General features: G+C 38.6%; 20 protein-coding genes and 1 rRNA gene. 7 read left to right on the top strand and 14 right to left on the bottom strand.

The annotated features are described in order from the left end of the window. Nucleotides 1–248 precede the first annotated feature (248 nt). Entirely contained in the window at nucleotides 249–1,826 is a 1,578-nt protein-coding gene (locus ACHABU_RS15470; RefSeq protein WP_435765837.1) for a peptide chain release factor 3, read from the top strand. A 114-nt stretch (nucleotides 1,827–1,940) separates the two neighbouring features. Here ACHABU_RS15470 and ACHABU_RS15465 read toward each other — a convergent pair whose 3' ends face one another. After that, nucleotides 1,941–2,819 carry a metallophosphoesterase gene (locus tag ACHABU_RS15465; RefSeq protein WP_435765836.1) on the bottom strand — a complete coding sequence of 293 codons (879 nt, stop codon included), beginning with the start codon at nucleotides 2,817–2,819 and terminating at the stop codon, nucleotides 1,941–1,943. 74 nt (nucleotides 2,820–2,893) lie between these two features. Then, complete coding sequence (locus tag ACHABU_RS15460) at nucleotides 2,894–3,457, bottom strand: YkoP family protein (RefSeq protein ID WP_435765835.1); 564 nt, start codon at nucleotides 3,455–3,457, stop codon at nucleotides 2,894–2,896. A gap of 129 nt (nucleotides 3,458–3,586) precedes the next feature. On the opposite strand from ACHABU_RS15460, the gene ACHABU_RS15455 reads away from it, so the two are divergent. Together ACHABU_RS15455 and ACHABU_RS15450 are read left to right on the top strand one after the other, a co-directional pair. Beyond that, on the top strand, nucleotides 3,587–4,684 hold the full coding sequence (locus ACHABU_RS15455) for an MGDG synthase family glycosyltransferase (protein ID WP_435765834.1): 1,098 nt from the start codon (nucleotides 3,587–3,589) through the stop codon (nucleotides 4,682–4,684). A 165-nt stretch (nucleotides 4,685–4,849) separates the two neighbouring features. After that, nucleotides 4,850–5,056, top strand: a complete 207-nt coding sequence (locus ACHABU_RS15450; RefSeq protein ID WP_435765833.1) for a YjzC family protein — start codon at nucleotides 4,850–4,852, stop codon at nucleotides 5,054–5,056. Between the two features lie 188 nt (nucleotides 5,057–5,244). On the opposite strand, the gene uraA is transcribed toward ACHABU_RS15450, so the two are convergent. The 3 genes from uraA to trmB form a co-directional block, all read right to left on the bottom strand. Then, nucleotides 5,245–6,504, bottom strand: coding sequence for a uracil permease (uraA, locus tag ACHABU_RS15445; RefSeq protein WP_435765832.1), 1,260 nt, complete (start codon nucleotides 6,502–6,504; stop codon nucleotides 5,245–5,247). Between the two features lie 249 nt (nucleotides 6,505–6,753). Beyond that, complete coding sequence (locus ACHABU_RS15440) at nucleotides 6,754–7,215, bottom strand: hypothetical protein (RefSeq protein ID WP_435765831.1); 462 nt, start codon at nucleotides 7,213–7,215, stop codon at nucleotides 6,754–6,756. An 89-nt stretch (nucleotides 7,216–7,304) separates the two neighbouring features. Further along, complete coding sequence (trmB, locus tag ACHABU_RS15435; RefSeq protein WP_435765830.1) at nucleotides 7,305–7,940, bottom strand: tRNA (guanosine(46)-N7)-methyltransferase TrmB; 636 nt, start codon at nucleotides 7,938–7,940, stop codon at nucleotides 7,305–7,307. Between the two features lie 73 nt (nucleotides 7,941–8,013). Here trmB and ACHABU_RS15430 point away from each other — a divergent pair, with 73 nt between their 5' ends. Continuing rightward, nucleotides 8,014–8,304 carry a YtzH-like family protein gene (locus ACHABU_RS15430; protein ID WP_435765829.1) on the top strand — a complete coding sequence of 97 codons (291 nt, stop codon included), beginning with the start codon at nucleotides 8,014–8,016 and terminating at the stop codon, nucleotides 8,302–8,304. Here ACHABU_RS15430 and ACHABU_RS15425 read toward each other — a convergent pair. The 6 genes from ACHABU_RS15425 to ACHABU_RS15400 all read right to left on the bottom strand — a co-directional run bounded on the left by ACHABU_RS15425 (nucleotide 8,294) and on the right by ACHABU_RS15400 (nucleotide 14,117). Beyond that, the gene (locus tag ACHABU_RS15425) at nucleotides 8,294–9,109 is read right to left on the bottom strand and encodes a phosphotransferase (RefSeq protein WP_435765828.1); all 816 of its coding nucleotides are present in this window, start codon (nucleotides 9,107–9,109) and stop codon (nucleotides 8,294–8,296) included. The two genes, ACHABU_RS15430 and ACHABU_RS15425, sit on opposite strands and share 11 nt — an antisense overlap. 99 nt (nucleotides 9,110–9,208) lie before the next feature. After that, nucleotides 9,209–10,129: a diacylglycerol/lipid kinase family protein gene (locus ACHABU_RS15420; RefSeq protein WP_435765827.1), complete on the bottom strand. Its 921-nt coding sequence runs from the start codon at nucleotides 10,127–10,129 to the stop codon at nucleotides 9,209–9,211. Nucleotides 10,130–10,132: 3 nt separating this feature from the next. Continuing rightward, entirely contained in the window at nucleotides 10,133–11,092 is a 960-nt protein-coding gene (locus ACHABU_RS15415) for an NERD domain-containing protein (RefSeq protein WP_435765826.1), read from the bottom strand. Between the two features lie 79 nt (nucleotides 11,093–11,171). Then, nucleotides 11,172–11,750, bottom strand: coding sequence for an RNA 2',3'-cyclic phosphodiesterase (thpR, locus tag ACHABU_RS15410; protein ID WP_435765939.1), 579 nt, complete (start codon nucleotides 11,748–11,750; stop codon nucleotides 11,172–11,174). Between the two features lie 15 nt (nucleotides 11,751–11,765). Further along, nucleotides 11,766–12,488, bottom strand: coding sequence for a pseudouridine synthase (locus tag ACHABU_RS15405; protein WP_435765825.1), 723 nt, complete (start codon nucleotides 12,486–12,488; stop codon nucleotides 11,766–11,768). A gap of 12 nt (nucleotides 12,489–12,500) precedes the next feature. After that, nucleotides 12,501–14,117, bottom strand: a complete 1,617-nt coding sequence (locus ACHABU_RS15400; protein ID WP_435765824.1) for a putative polysaccharide biosynthesis protein — start codon at nucleotides 14,115–14,117, stop codon at nucleotides 12,501–12,503. 225 nt (nucleotides 14,118–14,342) lie between these two features. On the opposite strand from ACHABU_RS15400, the gene ACHABU_RS15395 reads away from it, so the two are divergent. The 3 genes from ACHABU_RS15395 (at nucleotide 14,343) to ACHABU_RS15385 (ending at nucleotide 17,218) form a co-directional block, all read left to right on the top strand. Then, entirely contained in the window at nucleotides 14,343–15,617 is a 1,275-nt protein-coding gene (locus ACHABU_RS15395) for an NAD(P)/FAD-dependent oxidoreductase (RefSeq protein ID WP_435765823.1), read from the top strand. A gap of 70 nt (nucleotides 15,618–15,687) precedes the next feature. Then, nucleotides 15,688–15,876, top strand: a complete 189-nt coding sequence (locus tag ACHABU_RS15390) for a hypothetical protein (protein WP_435765822.1) — start codon at nucleotides 15,688–15,690, stop codon at nucleotides 15,874–15,876. Nucleotides 15,877–16,030: 154 nt separating this feature from the next. Continuing rightward, on the top strand, nucleotides 16,031–17,218 hold the full coding sequence (locus ACHABU_RS15385) for a dicarboxylate/amino acid:cation symporter (protein ID WP_435765821.1): 1,188 nt from the start codon (nucleotides 16,031–16,033) through the stop codon (nucleotides 17,216–17,218). Between the two features lie 42 nt (nucleotides 17,219–17,260). Here ACHABU_RS15385 and ACHABU_RS15380 read toward each other — a convergent pair whose 3' ends face one another. The 3 genes from ACHABU_RS15380 to rrf form a co-directional block, all read right to left on the bottom strand. After that, nucleotides 17,261–18,403 (bottom strand): glycosyltransferase family 4 protein, encoded by a 1,143-nt coding sequence (locus ACHABU_RS15380; protein WP_435765820.1) that lies wholly within the window; start codon nucleotides 18,401–18,403, stop codon nucleotides 17,261–17,263. Nucleotides 18,404–18,431: 28 nt separating this feature from the next. Next, the gene (locus ACHABU_RS15375) at nucleotides 18,432–18,983 is read right to left on the bottom strand and encodes a phosphatase PAP2 family protein (RefSeq protein ID WP_435765819.1); all 552 of its coding nucleotides are present in this window, start codon (nucleotides 18,981–18,983) and stop codon (nucleotides 18,432–18,434) included. Between the two features lie 211 nt (nucleotides 18,984–19,194). Next, nucleotides 19,195–19,292, bottom strand: a 5S ribosomal RNA gene (gene rrf / locus ACHABU_RS15370); the annotation flags it as partial.

The following is a 19,292-nucleotide window of genomic DNA, read 5'->3' as shown; positions in this document are numbered from 1 at the left end:
TTGCTAAGTCATAGAGCGAATGCCTTTCATGCTATGTAGACAAGAAGTTTTATCCTTTCCAATCTGCTAAAAATATAATTTTTATCGAAAATTTTTTTGTACTATAGTATAGTATTATGTGGTGCAGTTATATTATAGCAAAGGAAAGACATGAATTGCTAAAGGAGCGTTAATCGAATGTAAATTGAAAATCCCGATTTTATATAAACACGACCAAAAAGAAACTACAGATAGAAGGGATTTTTTCTATGAGTATACAAGAAGAAGTACAGAAACGAAAAACATTTGCGATTATATCGCATCCGGATGCCGGTAAAACAACGATGACGGAAAAACTGTTGTTGTATGGTAATCTAATTCGTACGGCAGGAACCGTAAAAGGGAAAAAATCAGGAAAATTTGCAACATCGGATTGGATGGAAATCGAAAAACAACGTGGAATTTCCGTGACATCCAGTGTAATGAACTTCCCATATGATGGGTATCACGTAAATATTCTCGATACACCTGGTCACGAAGACTTCAGTGAAGACACCTACCGCACATTGACAGCGGTGGACAGTGTTGTGATGATTATTGATTCCACAAAAGGGATTGAAGCACAGACACTTAAACTATTTAAAGTATGTCGTATGCGAGGAATTCCGATTTTTACGTTTATTAATAAATTGGACCGTGAAGGAAAAGAGCCGCTCGAATTACTCGAAGAAATTGAGCAGGTGCTTGATATTGAAACGTACCCAATGAACTGGCCTGCCGGTATGGGAAAAGGCTTTCTCGGTATTTTTGATCGATACGGCAAACAATTTGTAAAACATAATGTAGGCGACGTAGAAACGTATATACCGAATGAAGAGCTTAATCAGTCGGAGCATCAAGATCTCACAACAAATCCAACGTACGAAGCTGCAAAAGATGAGCTTGAATTGGTTGAGGAAGCTGGAGATCAGTTTTCATTGCAAGCTGTATTAGACGGAGAGCAAACACCGGTATTTTTCGGTAGTGCCCTTGCCCCATTTGGCGTTCAGTTGTTTTTCGATACGTTTATCAATATGGCGCCGACACCGACACCAAGAAAATCAACACAAGGTATCATTCAGCCGGATAGTCCGGAATTCTCAGGATTTATTTTTAAGATCCAAGCAAATATGAATCCTGCCCATCGTGATCGAATTGCATTCATCCGTGTGTGTGCCGGAAAATTTGATCGTGGAATGAGTGTGAAATTATCGCGAACAGGCAAAGTCTTTAAGCTTTCCCAATCTCAGCAAATGGTTGCTTCTACAAGAGAAACAATCGATGAAGCTTATGCTGGTGATATTATTGGGATATATGACCCGAACGCCTATCAAATTGGCGACACATTACTGGAAGGCAATGACAAATTTGAATACGATGAATTGCCACAATTCCCACCGGAAGTTTTCAAAAAAGTAACGGCAAAAAACGTATTGAAATCAAAGCAATTCCGAAAAGGGATCGAACAGCTTGTCCAGGAAGGTGCCATTCAATTATTCCGTGACAAACTGACAGATTCATTTATATTGGGTGCTGTTGGAGATCTTCAATACGATGTTTTCAAATATCGTATGCAAAACGAGTACAATGCCGAAGTAATGTTCGAACCAATTGGAGAGCGCATCCCTCGCTGGTTAAAAGAAGGTGAAGTCGACGAATCCCTTTTCGATGGTGGAAACCTTCTCTGTAAAGACCGCGACGGCAACCATCTTGTACTGTTTCGAAATGAATTTGCACTAAACTGGTTCAAAGACAAAAACCCGAAAATCGAACTCATCGACCTATTCGAAGTGAACGAATACAAATAGGTGCCTGTCACTCCCCGGTTTTTGTCAAATTATGTCGATTTAATCGTGTGTCCTATTTCTTTAGGATTCACGATTTTTTTATCCATCACAAAACAAAAAAACCAGATAAAATGCTTATCCGGCAATGATTGCAGAACCTTCCAGCTCCACTTTTCTTTCTTCTATTTTATCCTCCCTTAGCTGTAAGCTGTGGAAAGTGATTTCCGGGCGGCTTCCGATGCGAATGTTAACTCCAGTTTGACCGAGTCCTTCACTTATATAAAACGAGCGTCCCATATATTGCTGCAAGCCTTTAACCATATTCATTTGAACGAGTTTCCCCATTTTTGCCAAATGATAAGGTTTCGGCCAGTGAATTTGACCACCATGAAAATGTCCAGATAACAAATAGTCATAAGGATAATCTGTCATATGCAGCACAATATTCGGATCATGTGTTAAAACAAGATTATACCCTGTTCCAACCCCATCATACGACTTCTCTAAGTCACTATGATCCGTACTAAAGTCGTCTATACCAATGATATTTACAGTTTTCCCATCTATATCAATGGTTTTATTTTCATTTTGCAGTGTTGTAAATCCATAATCATTCAACAAATCTTTTAATTGATTGAAGTACGGGTAACGCAATACATAATCGTGATTACCAAATACCGCATATGATCCATACGTAGGTTTCAACTTACGAAGTTCCTTTAGGTAAGGAATCAGTCTTGATATGCTCTTTTTTCGATCCAGAAAATCTCCTGTTAATGCAATCAAATCGATTGTTTCATTCTTTAACTGCTCAAATAACTGTTCTGGAGTAATGGAGATATTTTCAATATGCATATCTGATAGATGCAGAATACGAAGTGATTGATCACTCTTCGTTTGTTGTTCGTTCTCCATATGAATATCATTTATCGTAACGGCATACGTATTTTTGTTTCCTTTATATAAAAAATAGCTTAATAGAATTAGAATAATCGTGATAATCGCAAATATCATTTTATCCCTCCTAGTGTCTATTATATAGGACTAGGAGGGATGAAATCATTTGCAATTTATGGATAAGCTACCAGTTAGACATGCTTGTATTTCTGTAGTAACTGATCTTTCGGCATAAACAAGTACATTGGAATTGTTCTACTTCTATGTTTAGTAGTAGTGGAAAGTAAGCCTATCGGTAAAAAGGATAGAGTTTTAAAGAACTTATAATAGCTGTTTTGTATCGACTTTGTCTCAAAACCTAATCGCTTACACCCTTTATACAGGGAAGTAATTCCAATTAACCCTTTTATTTCATCCTTGTTTTCATGTATTCGGATATAGTGTGCAATAGATGGCAACGCGTCCCGAACACGTTTATAGATAACCAATCCACGTCTTAGCTCACTATCATAGCCTTGCACTTGCTTTAAAAGATTCACATTATGCAGATGAATTTTTAATAAAACATCATTTCTATGGATTACGGTGCCATCCGCTAATATAAAGTCTCTTCCCTTGTATCTCGTCAGACGCACACGAATGATTGTCCGCTTGCCTTCCTCATTTACAATATATTCCAAACGAGTAAGCCGATAATAAATGGGATCAATTAACTTCCATACCGATAAAAAATAGCTTCTTACATTCATATTCATTCCATTTCTCCTTGCCAGTGATAGCCTTTATTTTGCGCAAAACAATGAACATCTATTACTGGAAGTTTTAGGTTTTAGCGAATGAAATAACGATTCCTTCACAAACTATACCTGAAGGAGTCGAGTCTAATGGTCCACATATTATTTATGCCGTTATTACAAATACCTTCTGGACATCATCATGTTGCTGATTGCATCCAAGATCAATTAAATGAAGCTAGCGAAGAATTTCATTGCGAAAAAATGGAGTTACTGTCCTACAGCTTTGGGCCTGTGGAAAAGCTTGTATCCTCATTCTATCTGCAATGGATTCAAAAATTCCCTAGTCTATACAGCAATGTTTATCAACGGATGGCCGTAAAACAAGAAAAGCATAACAAGCATTATTACATATATGAACTTTTATTTTTAAAGCATGTTCAACGTATGATTGCCCAGACAAAACCCGATCTCATCATATGCACACACGCCCTGCCATCCTATCTACTGGACCGATTAAAAAGAAGGAATCTGTGGACAGGGAAGGTACTTAATGTTTACACGGATTATTTTATTAATGATTTATGGGGATTCGATCATATTAATTACCACTTTATCCCAACCATCGACGTACAGCGTAAACTTATTGAACGCGGTGTGGACCAACAACAGACGATCTTGACAGGTATACCAGTTCATCCCGTGTTTAGAACGAACAAGCCTCCCGATATCGTGAAGGAAAAATATACTGTATTAATCAGTGGTGGGAATATGGGTGCAGGTTCCATTGAGAAACTTCTTGACCGTCTCCAACCATCAGGAACAATCAACTATCACGTACTGTGCGGGAAAAATAATAAATTATACCAATCGATTAAGCAACGAAATCATTCTTGCATCCATGCACTACCCTATATCCATTCAAAAGAAGAAATGAATACACTATATGATCAAGCAGATGCTATTATTACTAAACCAGGTGGTGTAACCATTAGCGAAAGTTTATGGAAAAGGCTCCCGATTTTTGTGTATGAAGCTTTACCCGGACAGGAAGAAATTAATTTGAATTACTTAAACAGCCAAGGATTGATCTTTCATTTGGATAATTGGAATACGAGTATTGCTGTGGAATCGACCATTATTGAACGGTTACAAACTGAATCAGCCCAACTCCACGAAAATTTAGAAGCCTATTTCAAACCTATCGAAAAACAAAACATCACCCAAATCATCCAAAAATTAATTTAGGATCGCCCTTTAGGTGCCTGTCACTCCCCGAAATTTGTCCGTTTTTGTCGAATAGATTTAGACCTGTTTCCAGCTTACAATCATTTGGATTATCCTATAACTGTCACGAATTAATGTGCAGAGATTAACTCATACTAAGTACACCTTGAATAAGGAGTGATTACTATGGGTGAAAGCTCACAGTTTCGTGCTGGTCAAAAGGCACCAAATAACGGGGTTTATATCGAGGTTGGTGAAACCGGCAGTAATGTGAATGATCCGCAACAGATAAAACTTAGTGCCGGAGAGAAATTTCCGGGAAACTCCAATCAGAATCGTATCTGGGTAAATCAACGGAAACAATACAGCCCAGGCGTACAAGGTAGACAATAACAATAAAAACCGGGTGGTGCCTGTCACTCCCCGGTTTTTGTCATATTTTGTCGAATTAAATAATTTGACTCCTAGTTAGTTTCCCGGTTACCGTCGCGCAACTGTCCCAAATCCCACCCACGCTGTGCCACATCAAAAAAAGCCCTACAGGCATTGCCGCAGGACTTCATTGCTATTCTCTAAACTATCTATTCATTCGATAAATTCAATACATCAAGCAATTTAAAGAACAGGCTCACGATAATCGCTACTACAGTTGCTAGTCCCATTCCACTTAGTGCCACTGTTCCAATCTGTATGGATGCGCCGCTTATACCGATTGCCAGGACCACACATGTCAAAATCAAATTTTGTGAGTTGTTGTAGTCAATTTGCTGTTCAACGAGCATGCGTAGACCACTTACAGCGATGATACCGAATAACAGTAAGGATATCCCACCCATGACCGGTGTCGGGATGGAAGAAATCAGTGCAGCCAATTTCCCACAAAAGGATAAAACTACCGCTACAAGTGCTGCTCCACCAATAATCCATGTGGAATATACTCGTGTGATTGCAAGTACCCCAATATTTTCACCATATGTTGTGTTTGGAGTCGATCCGAATAAACTGGAAATCATTGTTGAAATTCCATTCCCAAACAAGGAGCGGTCGAGCCCGGGATCCTTTATAAGGTCTTTCTTAACAATATTCCCTGTGACAACCAAGTGGCCAATATGCTCAGGAACAAGAACAAGTGCTGCCGGTAAAATAATCAGGATATCGGACCAATTAAATTCAATTTTGTAGAATGTTGGCATTTGAATCCATGCTGCCTCTTTTACTGCCGTGTAATCGACAATACCAAACAACGTTGCAATAATATAACCCGTGACAATTCCTAGTAAGATCGGGATAATTTTTAGGAATCCTCTCATGGTTACCCAGTAAATGATCGTTGCTCCAAGTGTTAGCAATGAAACTGTAATTGCTGTAGTATCTCTTGGTACATCAGGAACCGCAACCAAGCCCGCCATGTCAGCCGCTACCGGAACAAGTTCAAGTCCGATAACCGCAACGATTGCTCCCATTGCCGCTGGTGGAAAAATAACATCAATCCAGGAGGTACCGGCAAATTTCACAATAATACCTATCAATACGAGCACGATACCTACAACGAAGAAGCCGCCCAATGCAGCTCCATAGCCGCCACCAGTAGTCAGTACAGCCATTACCGGTGAAATGAAAGCAAAACTGGACCCAAGGTATGCAGGAATCTTACCTTTTGTAATAAAAATATATAATAATGTTCCAAGGCCATTCATAAGCAGAATGGTAGCTGGGTCTACACCAAATAATATTGGTACTAGTACGGTTGAACCGAACATTGCGAATAAGTGCTGGATACTTAATGGCAAACTTTGTAATAGTGGTAAACGTTCATCCACCTGAATTTCACGTTGTTTCATCTCGTTCTCTCCCTTTTATAGATATATAAAAACACCTTGCCCGGGCGATCTGGCAAGGTGTTTGAAAGCAGCACAGGACATGAGTCTCCTGACGATTGCGCAGAAACACACAATCATCCGCTTAAACCTTACCAGACTCACAGGACTGTTTTAAAGGTGTATAAATCAAGTTGTTGATGTTATTATGACAAACTTCGCTATAAAAGGCAAGCTTTTTTTCAGGACCATTGACGTAATCAATACGATAACTTATTTCTGTACCTTCAATTCAAAAGTTTCTTCATTTCCGTCCCACCGAACAAGAACTTCGATGATATGGTTTTCCCTTGGAATGGCACTGCCCTGATGAAAAGCCCCGCTACTGAAAACCTTATTGGTGCGGGGTTCCTCGAATGTCATCGTCGAATCGCTAGAGCCTGCCGGAGACTGATATTTATAATGAAATTTCTCTATTTCCGCCATTTCTTTATCGGTTCCTTTAAAAATAAGTTTAAATTGGTCTTCGTACTCGCTGTCATATTGTCCTCTTCCATTCCGTTCATAAAACTTCTCTTTCGCATTCACCTTGTAAGAAGCTTCCCAATGTTTACTTTTACCAACAAAAGTATAATTATTTTTAATTGTTTCCCCACCAGCTACAAAAACCATATAACTCACACCAAAAAGTATGAGTGCACCGAGGATAACTGCTGAAATCTTTTTTATATTCAAGTTCTAACCCCATAATAACTAAATTTTCTTACTATTATCATAACAGAAAAGACCATCATATTATACCTATGATGGTCCGCGTTAATTCGTTAAAAACTAGCTCGACTCCGGTAAATGACCTGTCCTTTAGCTGCAAATTTTTCTTCATATTCCGTCATGATATTTAGGGGATCCTCCATCACATGAAGATCCAGACTCACTTCCTCAAGCTTCATCCCAAATTCATTGAAACTTACAAGTGAATATTCGAATAATCCACGGTTGTCGGTTTTGAAAATAACCTTTCCCTTCGTATCCAGTACTTCCTTATATTGCTCCAGAAATGTATGGTACGTCAGCCTTCTTTTCTCATGGCGACTTTTTGGCCATGGATCAGAAAAATTCAAGTATATGGTGTCAATTTCGTTTTCAGCGAACATTTCCCGCAGATCGGCTGCATCTTCATTTAAAAGTAATAGATTTCCAACTTCTGAATCCAAGACTTTCTCCGCAGCGGATACGATAATGCTTTTTGCAACCTCTATACCAATAAAATTGATATTCGGATGTTGTTTGGCCATTCCAACAAGGAATTGACCTTTACCAGTTCCTATTTCAACATGAATGGGATAATCATTTTTAAAGACGGATTGCCATTTCCCTTTATAATCCATTGCATTTGGGATAACAAGCTGGTCGTTATCCTTTAAAAAGTCATCAGCCCACGGTTTATTTCTTTGACGCATTGCGTTCCCTCACTTTACTGCTTTTTGAATAGAAAAATTGAAACAGACGAAACTAATTCCTGAGGTGATAAAAATGACGCTTAACGTAAACAATCAATTAACATTGCTGCTCGATATTTTAGATGAACAACAGAGTGGATCTTCCGCCAGTGTCAGTGAATACCAGCAGATAGAACGTTTAATCAAATCGATGATGGCAAACCACAGCATCACGGATGAACAGCTGTTGAGTTTGCTTCCCGATATTTATAATTATGGAAGACAAGGCGAATCAGCGCAAAGTCAGCCGGAACATATTGCATTGAATAAAACTAATTTAGATAATTGGATAAGTGCTATACAACAAAATACTACTATAGAATAGACATGCGTACCTGTTCATTGATTTCTTTTAAATCATTCAACCGTTCCATTACTTTAGCTGGTTCATCCCGCATTGTATGCCAGCTTAAGAACTGGAGCGCATCATGAATTAAGTACCAGTACATGCGTTCAAACAGATTCTTAGTTGGTGTAACGCTGTATCTCATCAGCCATTCATTCCAATTTTCCTTTGGAATATACCGTTTCAGCAGCATGCCAAAATCAGTAACTGGATCGGCGATCATCGCATTATCCCAGTCGACAAGGAATATATTGTTATCCTCGGTAAGAATGAGGTTATTATGATTAATATCACAATGGCAGACAACAAGCTCCTGATTCCGTGTTCTCGGCAGTAATTGCTCCAAATAATCAATTGCCTCCTGGACTTCCACATGTTGTTCAATGAGACCTCTGGAGTTCAAGAGGCCCTTGATATTTTCCAGACTATCATCAGATGTGGCAGGTGTCCTTCCCATACGGAGGAGCATATGCAATAATTCAGTGGAATGATGGATCTTATGAAGAATATCAGCTACACGCTGATGTTGCATTTCATGAGATTTTAATGCTCTTCCTTCGAGCCATTCCTGTGCGGTAATGACATCGCCATTTTCCATCCGCTTCGTCCAAATCAGCTTGGGAACAATTCCTTCAGCAGATAACACAGCGAGAAATGGGGATGAGTTGCGTTTTAAAAAAAGCCGTCTGTTGTCTTTTTCTGCAACAAACGCATCACCTGTAAGCCCGCCAGCCGGTGTTATTTTCCAACCAATACCTAATACTTGTCCAAGCCATTCGATCATAACCTATTCACATCTTTCAAAATTAGCGTTCAATAATATATTTTATAGTGATTTGTCCTAAAATACAAATAAGATTTTCCGAAATGCTGATATTCATTGTCAATATAAGGAAGAACCACTGATTTTTATTGGTTCTTCCTGCTTCTTTATCATGCTTGCATGGCAAATGTCTGTTTGGCCATCCACCTGAAACCGGATAGGTTGCTCGGAAGCTATTTTCATTGTTTTGGCTTCAAGAACTTCCACTTCCTTGTAGTTTTCATGTTTCCCGAAAAACACCGTCATAAACAGAGCTAAGACCTTCCATTTGGATATCGTATGAATGATAAGAATTGGTAATACATTAGGCTGGACGACGGCATTTGGAATGATTTTCATTCCTCCTCCATAATATGGATGATTCCCGATTGAAACCATCCAGCAATTTTGAAGCAACTTTTTTCTCCCATCCAGTTCCAGTGTAACGGTCATTGGTTTAAAAAAAATCAAAACCTGTAAGAGTGCGATAACATAACTTACTGTACCAAGACCGATCCGATTAAAAAAATTCTTATAACAGGATTCATTTGCTATTTTTGCTATTTCCGCATCAAAGCCAAAACCTATGCTATTCACAAAATCCCGTTCTTCTTTATCATCCTGCCTATAGTTTCCAATCCAATAGATTAGTGGATGTTTATTATTTATAATCTGTATTAAAATTTGTTCCGGTTTCCCTTTAATCCCACAGCCTCTGGCAAAATCATTGCCGGAACCTCCCGGGATAAAACCTATCGGAATATCTGTTGTGGTCAGCCCATTGATCACTTCATGGATGGTACCATCTCCACCAATAACAATGATTGTCTTACCGGTTGGATCTTTGCTGATTTCCTTTGCAATCTCTTCCCCATGTCCTCCATATTCCGTGTAATAGTATTTGCTATTCATTTGGCGATAGCTTTTACATTTTTGAAGATCGGAGAAAATCCGCTTCGCTTTGCCAGATCCTGCTTTTGGATTAATAATAAATAGGTACATGCCCTATTCCTCCACGTCTTGAAATGTTTCGGTGTCCCTATCGGCTTCCCATTCCGGACGTTTGATGGAAGTGGATTGACAAGTTTTCAGTAACACCTCTGCAGCCTTTAATTGCATATTTTTTAATGGCGAAGTAAGACGCCGTTTTTCCTGAAACCAATTCGGATAATCTTTTTGACCGATTATCTTTGTATGGTATGGCTCTGTTGCATAGACAATCGAATTTGTCCGTGACAGTACCGTTTTTTCAATCGGAAAATCAATCGAATGGCTGGCCAATATACTGCTCACAAGATTTTCTGACCGTTTCAGTGCGATGAGCGGACTGAGCATTTTCGTAAGTTCGTTGCCTTTTTCCAGTGTCCATGTTCGTTCGTCTCCGGCCATGATGACTGTATCCGGGCTTTTCTCCAGAAAATAAATGATTTCAATCCCAATTGGACTGATTAACAGGATTTCTGTTTCAACTGGCGCTTTTTTAATTGCAAATATCGGCAAATACATAATTAAATACGTGTCCGGGAAGCGTTGCAGCAAATATTTCAGCAGTGGGTCCCGATAGTAATTATCCTTTACAAAAGAAGTTTCCGTAACCGTCGATGTTGCCCATTTTATTTGGAATCGGAATAGCTTATCGAGAAAATAGTGCTTTAGCTCTAACTCCGTGTCAGGAAGGTCACTATATTCACTATTCTCTTGAACCGGCTCTTGATCTGGTGCTTCTTCTTTTGGTCGTTTCCATTTAGCTTTTAACCTAGAAAACCGCGACATAGTTGGTTGCTCTATCTCTGGTTCTGTCTCTGTTTCCGGTTTATTGAGTAATTCAGGGTTTTCCCATATGCTGTAAAGCTTATTCCAATTATCTTTTTTCAATCGTATGTACTGGGTTGGGTAGCGAAACGTGTCCCACTCGTAACGTGAGATATAATCCTGTAATTTAATAAGCTGGGCTATTGGTGACACCTCCCTAAATTAATAAGCGTGCCGCAATACGGACTCGAGGTTGCCAATAAGACATGCTTCATTTTTATTGCTACCCGAGCTACTTCAACGGAAACCGCTCAACAACCTCATATTTTGGCGACTTCGTTGGATGAATCTGGAACAATACAACTTCTGTAACATGCATTGCCTGTTTGTCGGTAAATTGCTGTTGGACTTCTATTATTGTTTCGCCCGATAAAGCACTCTCTCCGGTCCATTTTTTTGCCATCGTAATATGTGGGCGATATTGCCGGTTTTCTTTTTCAAATCCAATTTTCTGGGAGCAGCCCTCCACGACATGTTGCAGTTCAGTTAATAGATCAGTATCTTCAACCCCGGCCCATAAGACGCGAGGTTTCATTGGATTGCCAAACGTACCGATTCCTCCGACAATCAAATCAAATGCCGGAATATCTTGGACCGCCTGCAATTCCTTTAGTAACTGTTGTATTTTATTATCGGTAACTTGTCCTAAAAACTTTAGCGTAATGTGCAGATCCTCCCTATGTGGCCATTGCTTGTATGGCAATCGATCTTTTAACTTATGCTGCCAGTACGATAAAGATGTTTGCAATTCTTTCGGCAAGTGGATAGCAATAAAGTAATGTGACATCTGTAATCCCTCATTTAATTTGATTTGATCATCTAGGAACTATGTTTTAGGCTTAAGTGACAAACAATACGCTAACTCACTTTCCGTCAGTTCACGGTAAGCACCGAGATTTAACGTATCATCCAGTTTTAATTCCCCCATGCGAAGACGTTTCAAGTAGGTGACCTTCTTTCCCACTGCTTCAAACATTCGCTTCACCTGATGAAATTTCCCCTCTGTAATTGTTACTTCAATCTCTGAATTTTCTCCACGCTCCAGAATCTTTAGTGCCCCTGGCTTTGCTTGATAGCCGTCTTCGAGCACGACACCTTCCTGAAACGTAGCAATATCTTCATCCGTTACGAATCCATCTATCTTTGCATAATAGGTTTTTCCGATATTTTTCTTTGGAGAAACAAGTTGATGTGCAAGGTTACCGTCATTGGTAAGAAGTAAAAGACCTTCTGTATCTTTATCAAGACGCCCGACCGGAAAAGGATTGAAGTGCTTTACGTCTTCTCCAAGCAGGTCAATTACGGTTTTTTCACGGTTATCCATCGTTGCAGAAACATAGCCAGGCGCTTTATTCATCATCAGATAAATATATTGCTGATAGCGTATGACTTTTCCATTCACCGATACCTCGTCTGCAGTTGGATCTACTTTCATACTACTATCTTTGGCAAACATTCCATTTACGGTAACCTGGTTCTTCTTAAGTAACGTTTTTACATCTTTCCTGCTTCCAATTCCCATATTGGAAAGCAATTTATCAAGCCGCATCCTCATTCTCCTTTATCGTCTTAAAAATCTCCCAACTAATGGAATCCTTCCACCGAAAATTCGTTCCAACAATGTGGATGAATAGGCAAGTGCCAAGTAAACAAATCCACCACCAATTGCACCGACAGCAAGCATTGCCGTAGCTGCCCAACGTGATTCTTCATAAGGGATAAATATCCCCATTATTCCTTTTAGTATCCAAACAACGACACACATAATCAACGTAAATATACCAATTAGCATGGTGCGTTTAATTGTTTGTTTAAATCTGAAATCAATTGCAGTTTTAATTCGCCAAAAGTTAAGGATTACGGCAATGCTGGCTGCAATTGCTGTACCGAAGATGGCCCCTTTTGCACCGAACATTTGAATAAGCTGGCTGTTTAGTAAAACTTTTGCCAATAGACCAACTACCAAACTGAACACTGCATAATTCTGCTGATCGATCCCCTGAAGTATTCCTGAAGTTACTGTAAACAAGGCAAATAGCAATGCAATCGGTGCATACCAGGCAAGTAATGTACCTGTCAACTCAATATTTTCCATTCCAAATAAAGAACCATAAGCTTCATCGGCTAAAATTGCAATCCCAACAGAAGCTGGAATAACGAGTACTAAAATAATCTGGAGAGCCTGGTTAATTTGCTTTGTAACCATTTGTTCATTTTTATTAGTAAATGACTTTGTCAGGCTCGGCAGCATTGCCAATGATAAGCCTGTCGCTATTGTCATAGGGATAATTACAATCTTATGTCCGTACATATTAATAACCGAATATGCTTCCACCCAAATATCCTGCCGTCCGCTCGTAAGCATGGCCGGTTCAAATGTAAATTGATCAATGAACTGATATAAAGGGATGGCAAGGCCAACCAATACGAATGGTCCAGCATAGCGGAACAACTCTTTAAATAAATCACGTGTTTGAAGATCGTACGTATAGCGCTGCTCTGCGACTTGTTTATCCAGGAATGGCTTACGTTTTTTCCAGTAAAAAGCCAAGACAACACAGGATCCCAATGCACCAATGAAAGCCGCAAATGTGGAAAATCCTACAGCAGTAACAACAGAACCGCCAAGTACTTGAAGAATGATATAAGCACCGATTAAAATAAATGCAATCCTGACAATCTGTTCAACCACCTGAGAAATAGCTGTCGGTCCCATCGAATTATGACCTTGAAAAAATCCTCGGACAATACTCATGGAAGGAATGATAATTAATGCTACACTCACCATTCGGGTAACAAACGCCACATCTTCAGCAGTAACGTCTGCCTCATCTCCTTTAATCATCCAATGTGCGAGCCAATCCGCACCGAGAAACATGATTAGGAACGCAATGATTCCAGTCCCAAGCATGAGTGCACTTCCTGCCTTGAACATTCGCATCCCTGTCTCATAATCACCAAGTGAGTTATACTTGGAAACAAATTTGGATACTGCTAATGGAATCCCAACCGTTGAAAGACTAATAAATATACTATATGGCGTATAGGCATAAGCATAAAGCGTTCCACCTTCAGCACCTACAAGCGCATTAAAAGGAATGACATAAAGCATCCCCAGTAATTTTGATAAAAACGAAGCACCCGTCAAAAGCATCGTGCCTCTTATAATATTCGACATTATTTCACCCGCATCTTTTCGCATTCGTATTTAAACTGCGACTTCCCCGTCAGCAGTGTCTTTTCTTTTTATACTAAATTTCATTTTATCACACTTAATCTGCACTTTCTTCAAATATCATTCGTTCTGAAACTCATTTTATGTCGAAATTATAATTATATTTAACGAAAATTTGAGAGTGAGACTAGTTAAGTGGTACTATACTAACGAAAGGAATGAATATAATTGACATATGATGTAATCGTAATTGGCGGTGGACCGTCCGGCTTAATGGCAGCTATATCAGCAGCAGAACACGGCGGAAAAACGTTGCTTATCGAAAAGGGAAAAAAACTTGGCAAGAAGCTCGCCATATCAGGCGGCGGTAGATGCAATGTAACCAATCGCCTACCACAGGAAGAGGTCATCAAGCACATTCCAGGAAATGGTAAGTTTCTTTATAGCGCTTTTTCCGTTTTTAATAACTATGATATTATAGAGTACTTTGAAAATATGGGCGTCGCACTGAAAGAAGAGGATCACGGTCGCATGTTCCCTGTCTCCAATTCGGCACAAAGTGTTGTGAATGCACTCATTGATAAATTGAAGGAATTAAACGTCACCGTAAACATGGATACAAAGGTGGAAGCTGTCCATTACAATGATACGATGCACAACGTTATTTTGACCGATGGCGAAAAACTGGAAACGAAAGCCATTGTTATTGCTGTTGGCGGTAAAGCAGTTCCGCATACGGGATCAACTGGCGATGGCTATGCTTGGGCCAAGAAAGCTGGACATACCATCACTGAGCTTTATCCGACTGAAGTAGCTCTCACATCCAAAGAGCCCTTTATTCAGAATAAAAGTTTGCAAGGTCTCTCACTCCGTAGTGTTGATTTATCTGTATTAAATAAAAAAGGAAAACCGATCATCACCCATAAAATGGATATGATTTTCACCCATTTCGGTGTGTCAGGTCCAGCAGTATTACGCTGTTCGCAATTTGTTGTAAAAGAATTGATGAAGGGCCAGAAAAAAGTCCCGATGGTACTCGATGCCCTGCCAGATAAAGATCAAGAAAAACTGATGGAAGATATCTTAACTTCTATGGAGGAAAATCCGAAAAAGGCTTTTAAAAATATTGTTAAAGGTATTGTTCCAGAACGCTTTTTAACTTATATTCTAGCTCAAAATAAAGTTGGAGACGACCAAAAATGCGCCAACGTATCTAAAGAAACCGTGCGCTCCATCGTCCAGGCAATCAAAAATTTCACCTTTAACGTTCATGGCTCTCTCCCACTCGAAAAAGCATTTGTAACCGGTGGTGGTGTATCCATCAAAGAAATAGTACCAAACACGATGCAATCGAAAATAATGCGTGGACTTTATTTTTGCGGGGAAATCTTAGATATTCACGGCTATACAGGCGGCTATAATATCACCTCAGCACTTGTCACAGGCAGACTTGCAGGAATGAATGCAGCAGAAGAAGCAAGTTATATGGTATATGATTCCTAGCATGATTTCAGGTTTTTGTGCCATCCTAATCTTGTCTGATACTTTAAAACTTGAGAGGATTGATGTTATCATGCAAAATCGTAATGGGATGTGGTTACCAATACTTGCTTCTGTCGGTGTAGGCGCTGCAACGTATTATTCGATGACAAGAAATAATCAAAATCTCGGACAAACCGTACAGAAAATGATGCCCTTTTTAGGCGGGACCAACAATAGTAACAACGCCTCTGGTAGTATGGGTCCTTATGGTATGAGTTAATCAGATGGATAAGGGAAGTGCACACTATATGTTGCACTTCCCTTTTTATATAATTTGAAATATTTTTTCTTTTGAATTAGACTGGAAAGCAACGGTATACTGTATGTATAATTATGAAATTAAATAAAAATTAGGCAACATGGGGGATGCAAACATGAAACGATTTGGTTTACTTGCTCGAATTATTACCGCTATCATCCTTGGTATTATTATTGGATCCTTTGCAAATGAATGGTTCATTCAACTATTTGCAACGTTCAATGGATTATTTGGAAACTTTCTAGGCTTTATTATTCCACTGATTATTATTGGGTTTATTATTCCAGGAATAGGATTTATGGGACGTGGAGCAGGCAAGCTATTAGGTCTCACTGCTTTACTTGCATATGCTTCCACCATTCTCGCAGGAACAATAGCATTTTTTATAGCAAAAAATCTATACCCTACGATACTTCGTGGACAGTCTATGGAAATTTTTACAGATCCAACAGAAGGATTAAGCGAAGCATTTTTTAATGTGGAAATGGCCCCACCAATGGAAGTTGTAACAGCACTGCTAATATCCTTTGTAGTTGGAATCGGTATCGCAGCAATTAAAAGTGATGCCCTACTCAAATTATCCAACGACTTTCGCGATATTATTCAACTCGTTATCGAAAAGGTAATTATTCCTTTACTACCGTTCCACATATTTGGTATATTCGCCAATATGACACATGCTGGTCAAGTTGCAACAATCTTAAATGTGTTTGCAAAAGTTTTTATTATGATTGTAATACTTCATTTCTTATACCTGATATTACAATATTCAGTTGCAGGGTCACTAAGCAAACAAAATCCTTTGGCAATGCTTAAAAAAATGTCACCAGCTTATTTCACGGCACTTGGCACACAATCTTCTGCAGCAACCATTCCAATAACATTGAAACACTCTAAAACATTAAAGGTACGGGAAAATACTGCTGACTTTACGGTTCCACTTCTAGCAAATATTCATTTATCAGGAAGTACAATAACAATTTTAAGCTGTGCGCTAGCAGTATTGTTTTTACAAGGTGAATCCATTGCATTCACAACCATTCTTCCATTTCTATTAATGCTTGGCGTTACAATGATCGCAGCTCCAGGTGTACCAGGTGGTGCTGTTATGGCAGCAATCGGTTTATTGGATACCATGCTCGGCTTCGGCCCAACAATGTTATCCTTAATGATCGCTTTATACCTCTCACAAGACAGTTTCGGTACTGCTTGTAACGTAACCGGTGATGGAGCCCTCACATCAATCACAGACAGTATTAGCAAGAAATGGAATATCACAGAAACCGATAAAATTCAAGCTTAATAGAAAAGGGGATGAAATGAGCTTTATCATTTCATCCCTTTTCTATGCAAGATTTTTATATGACTCATAAGACAACAATTCATCATATTCTTCCAAAAGATTAGCAAATACAGAATCCCACGTCTGGCTCAATGCATATTTACTTCCTTGAGAACTCATCATTTCTCTTTTTTCCTTATCTAATAATACTGTTGTAATAGCTTTAACAAACTCTTCAGTATTCTTCTCTTCACATAGTATTCCAGTTACATTTTGCTCAATAATCGAACGAACTCCTCCTGCATTTACACCAATAACTGGAGTTCCACATGCCAACGACTCCAACACCACATTCCCGAAAGTCTCTGTAGCAGAAGGAAAAACAAATAAATCAGATGACGCGTATATTTGGGCCAATTCTTTTCCAGCTAAAAATCCCGTAAATGTCATATTAGACGCAGCATTTTTCTCCAATTCATTCTTTAAAGGACCATCACCAACGAATAACCAGTGAATATCATTCTTCTGTTTTTCCTCCAGCATTTGATTAATCTCTGGAATAAGCATTACATCTTTTTCAGGAGAAATTCTTCCAACAAAAAGTAGTATATATTTTTCTTTAATATTATATTTATTTCTGATTATATGCTTATCGTAATTCGAGTGAAAGATAGAATGATCCACTCCACGTGGCCAAATCGCTAAATTATTAAATCCTTGTTTCTGTAGTTGTTTCTGTGTATCCATAGACGGAACAAATATTTTTTTGAGTGGACGATGAAACCAATGCATATATTTCCATAGTACTTTTGACAAAAATTGAATATCGTAATACTTTAAGTATTTATCAAAATCAGTGTGATAAGAACCAACTATAGGAATATTTAATTTTCCGGCAAAATGCAATCCACATAAACCGATATTAAAAGGTGTAGCAACATGAATAATATCGGGTTCAAAGCTTAATAATTCTTCCTTTAGATAAGATAAATTAGGCAACGCTAACCTACATTCCCGATATAGAAAAAAGGGTAAGCTTGTAAAACGTAGTACGTGTTTTGAAAATAAATCTTTGCTAGAACTTTTAGGTGCAAATACTCGGTATTCAATACTGTTTTCATTCAAATATTCAGTGTAACGCTTTAAGGTTCTTGCCACACCGTTTACATCAGGTGCAAATGTGTCTGTAAAAATTGCAATTTTCATTTTATTACCCCCTATTAAATGAGTAGTTTTACAGGAAAATATTTATAAAATTACTCACCATGAATGCATATGAAATTGTTCCAGCCCACCAACCAAGTAAACAACCTACTACCACATCAGACGGAAAATGAAGACCTAAATAGATACGGGATATTCCAACTAAAAATGCGATTGGAACTAAAATAATAGTCAATATGGGGTATAACAATATAAATGGTGTCACTATAGAAAAAATAGCAGTCGTATGTCCAGAAGGGAAAGAATGATCTTTTAGGGGGTTATCGATCACGTCTATTTGAGGAAGGGCTATATATGGTCTCCTTCGGGGGAATAATCTTTTCGCAAATGCTACAGGGATATGACTTATTGTCAGTGAAATTGCACTTGCAATTGCAGTCAACTGTATTGATTTTGAGCTGAATAGAATGAATAATAGCAAAATAGAAATCGTCCATTTAGCATCTCCAAGATGGGTAATTGTGCGGAAAAATAAATTTAAATGTTTACGCTCAAAGAATTGATTAATATACTTAAATAACTTGCATTCTACTGTATAAAATTGAGCAAACAATTTCTCCATGGTAATCCCCCCAGTTCATTATATTTATATCTACTACCAATTGTACTAAAGTATTATTTAGTGAATTATAATTAAATGTAAAATTATTCTTACATAGCATTTATTCTTTACCAAATGGAGAGAAGTTCATTTCATAGAAATTCTTTTTTGAAAATTAACTTTTTAAACGCAAAAAAAAGCTGATACAAATTGTATCAGCTTTTTTTGACTTGCCTGGCGGCGTCCTACTCTTGCAGGGACAAAGTCCCAACTACCATCGGCGCTGAAGAGCTTAACTTCTGTGTTCGAGATGGGAACAGGTGTGACCTC

The organism is Oceanobacillus sp. CF4.6 (genome assembly GCF_051262635.1).
Lineage (GTDB): Bacteria > Bacillota > Bacilli > Bacillales > Amphibacillaceae > Oceanobacillus.
The sequence above is the reverse complement of the archived record's forward strand: the minus strand, read 5'-3'. Positions and strand labels throughout refer to the sequence as shown.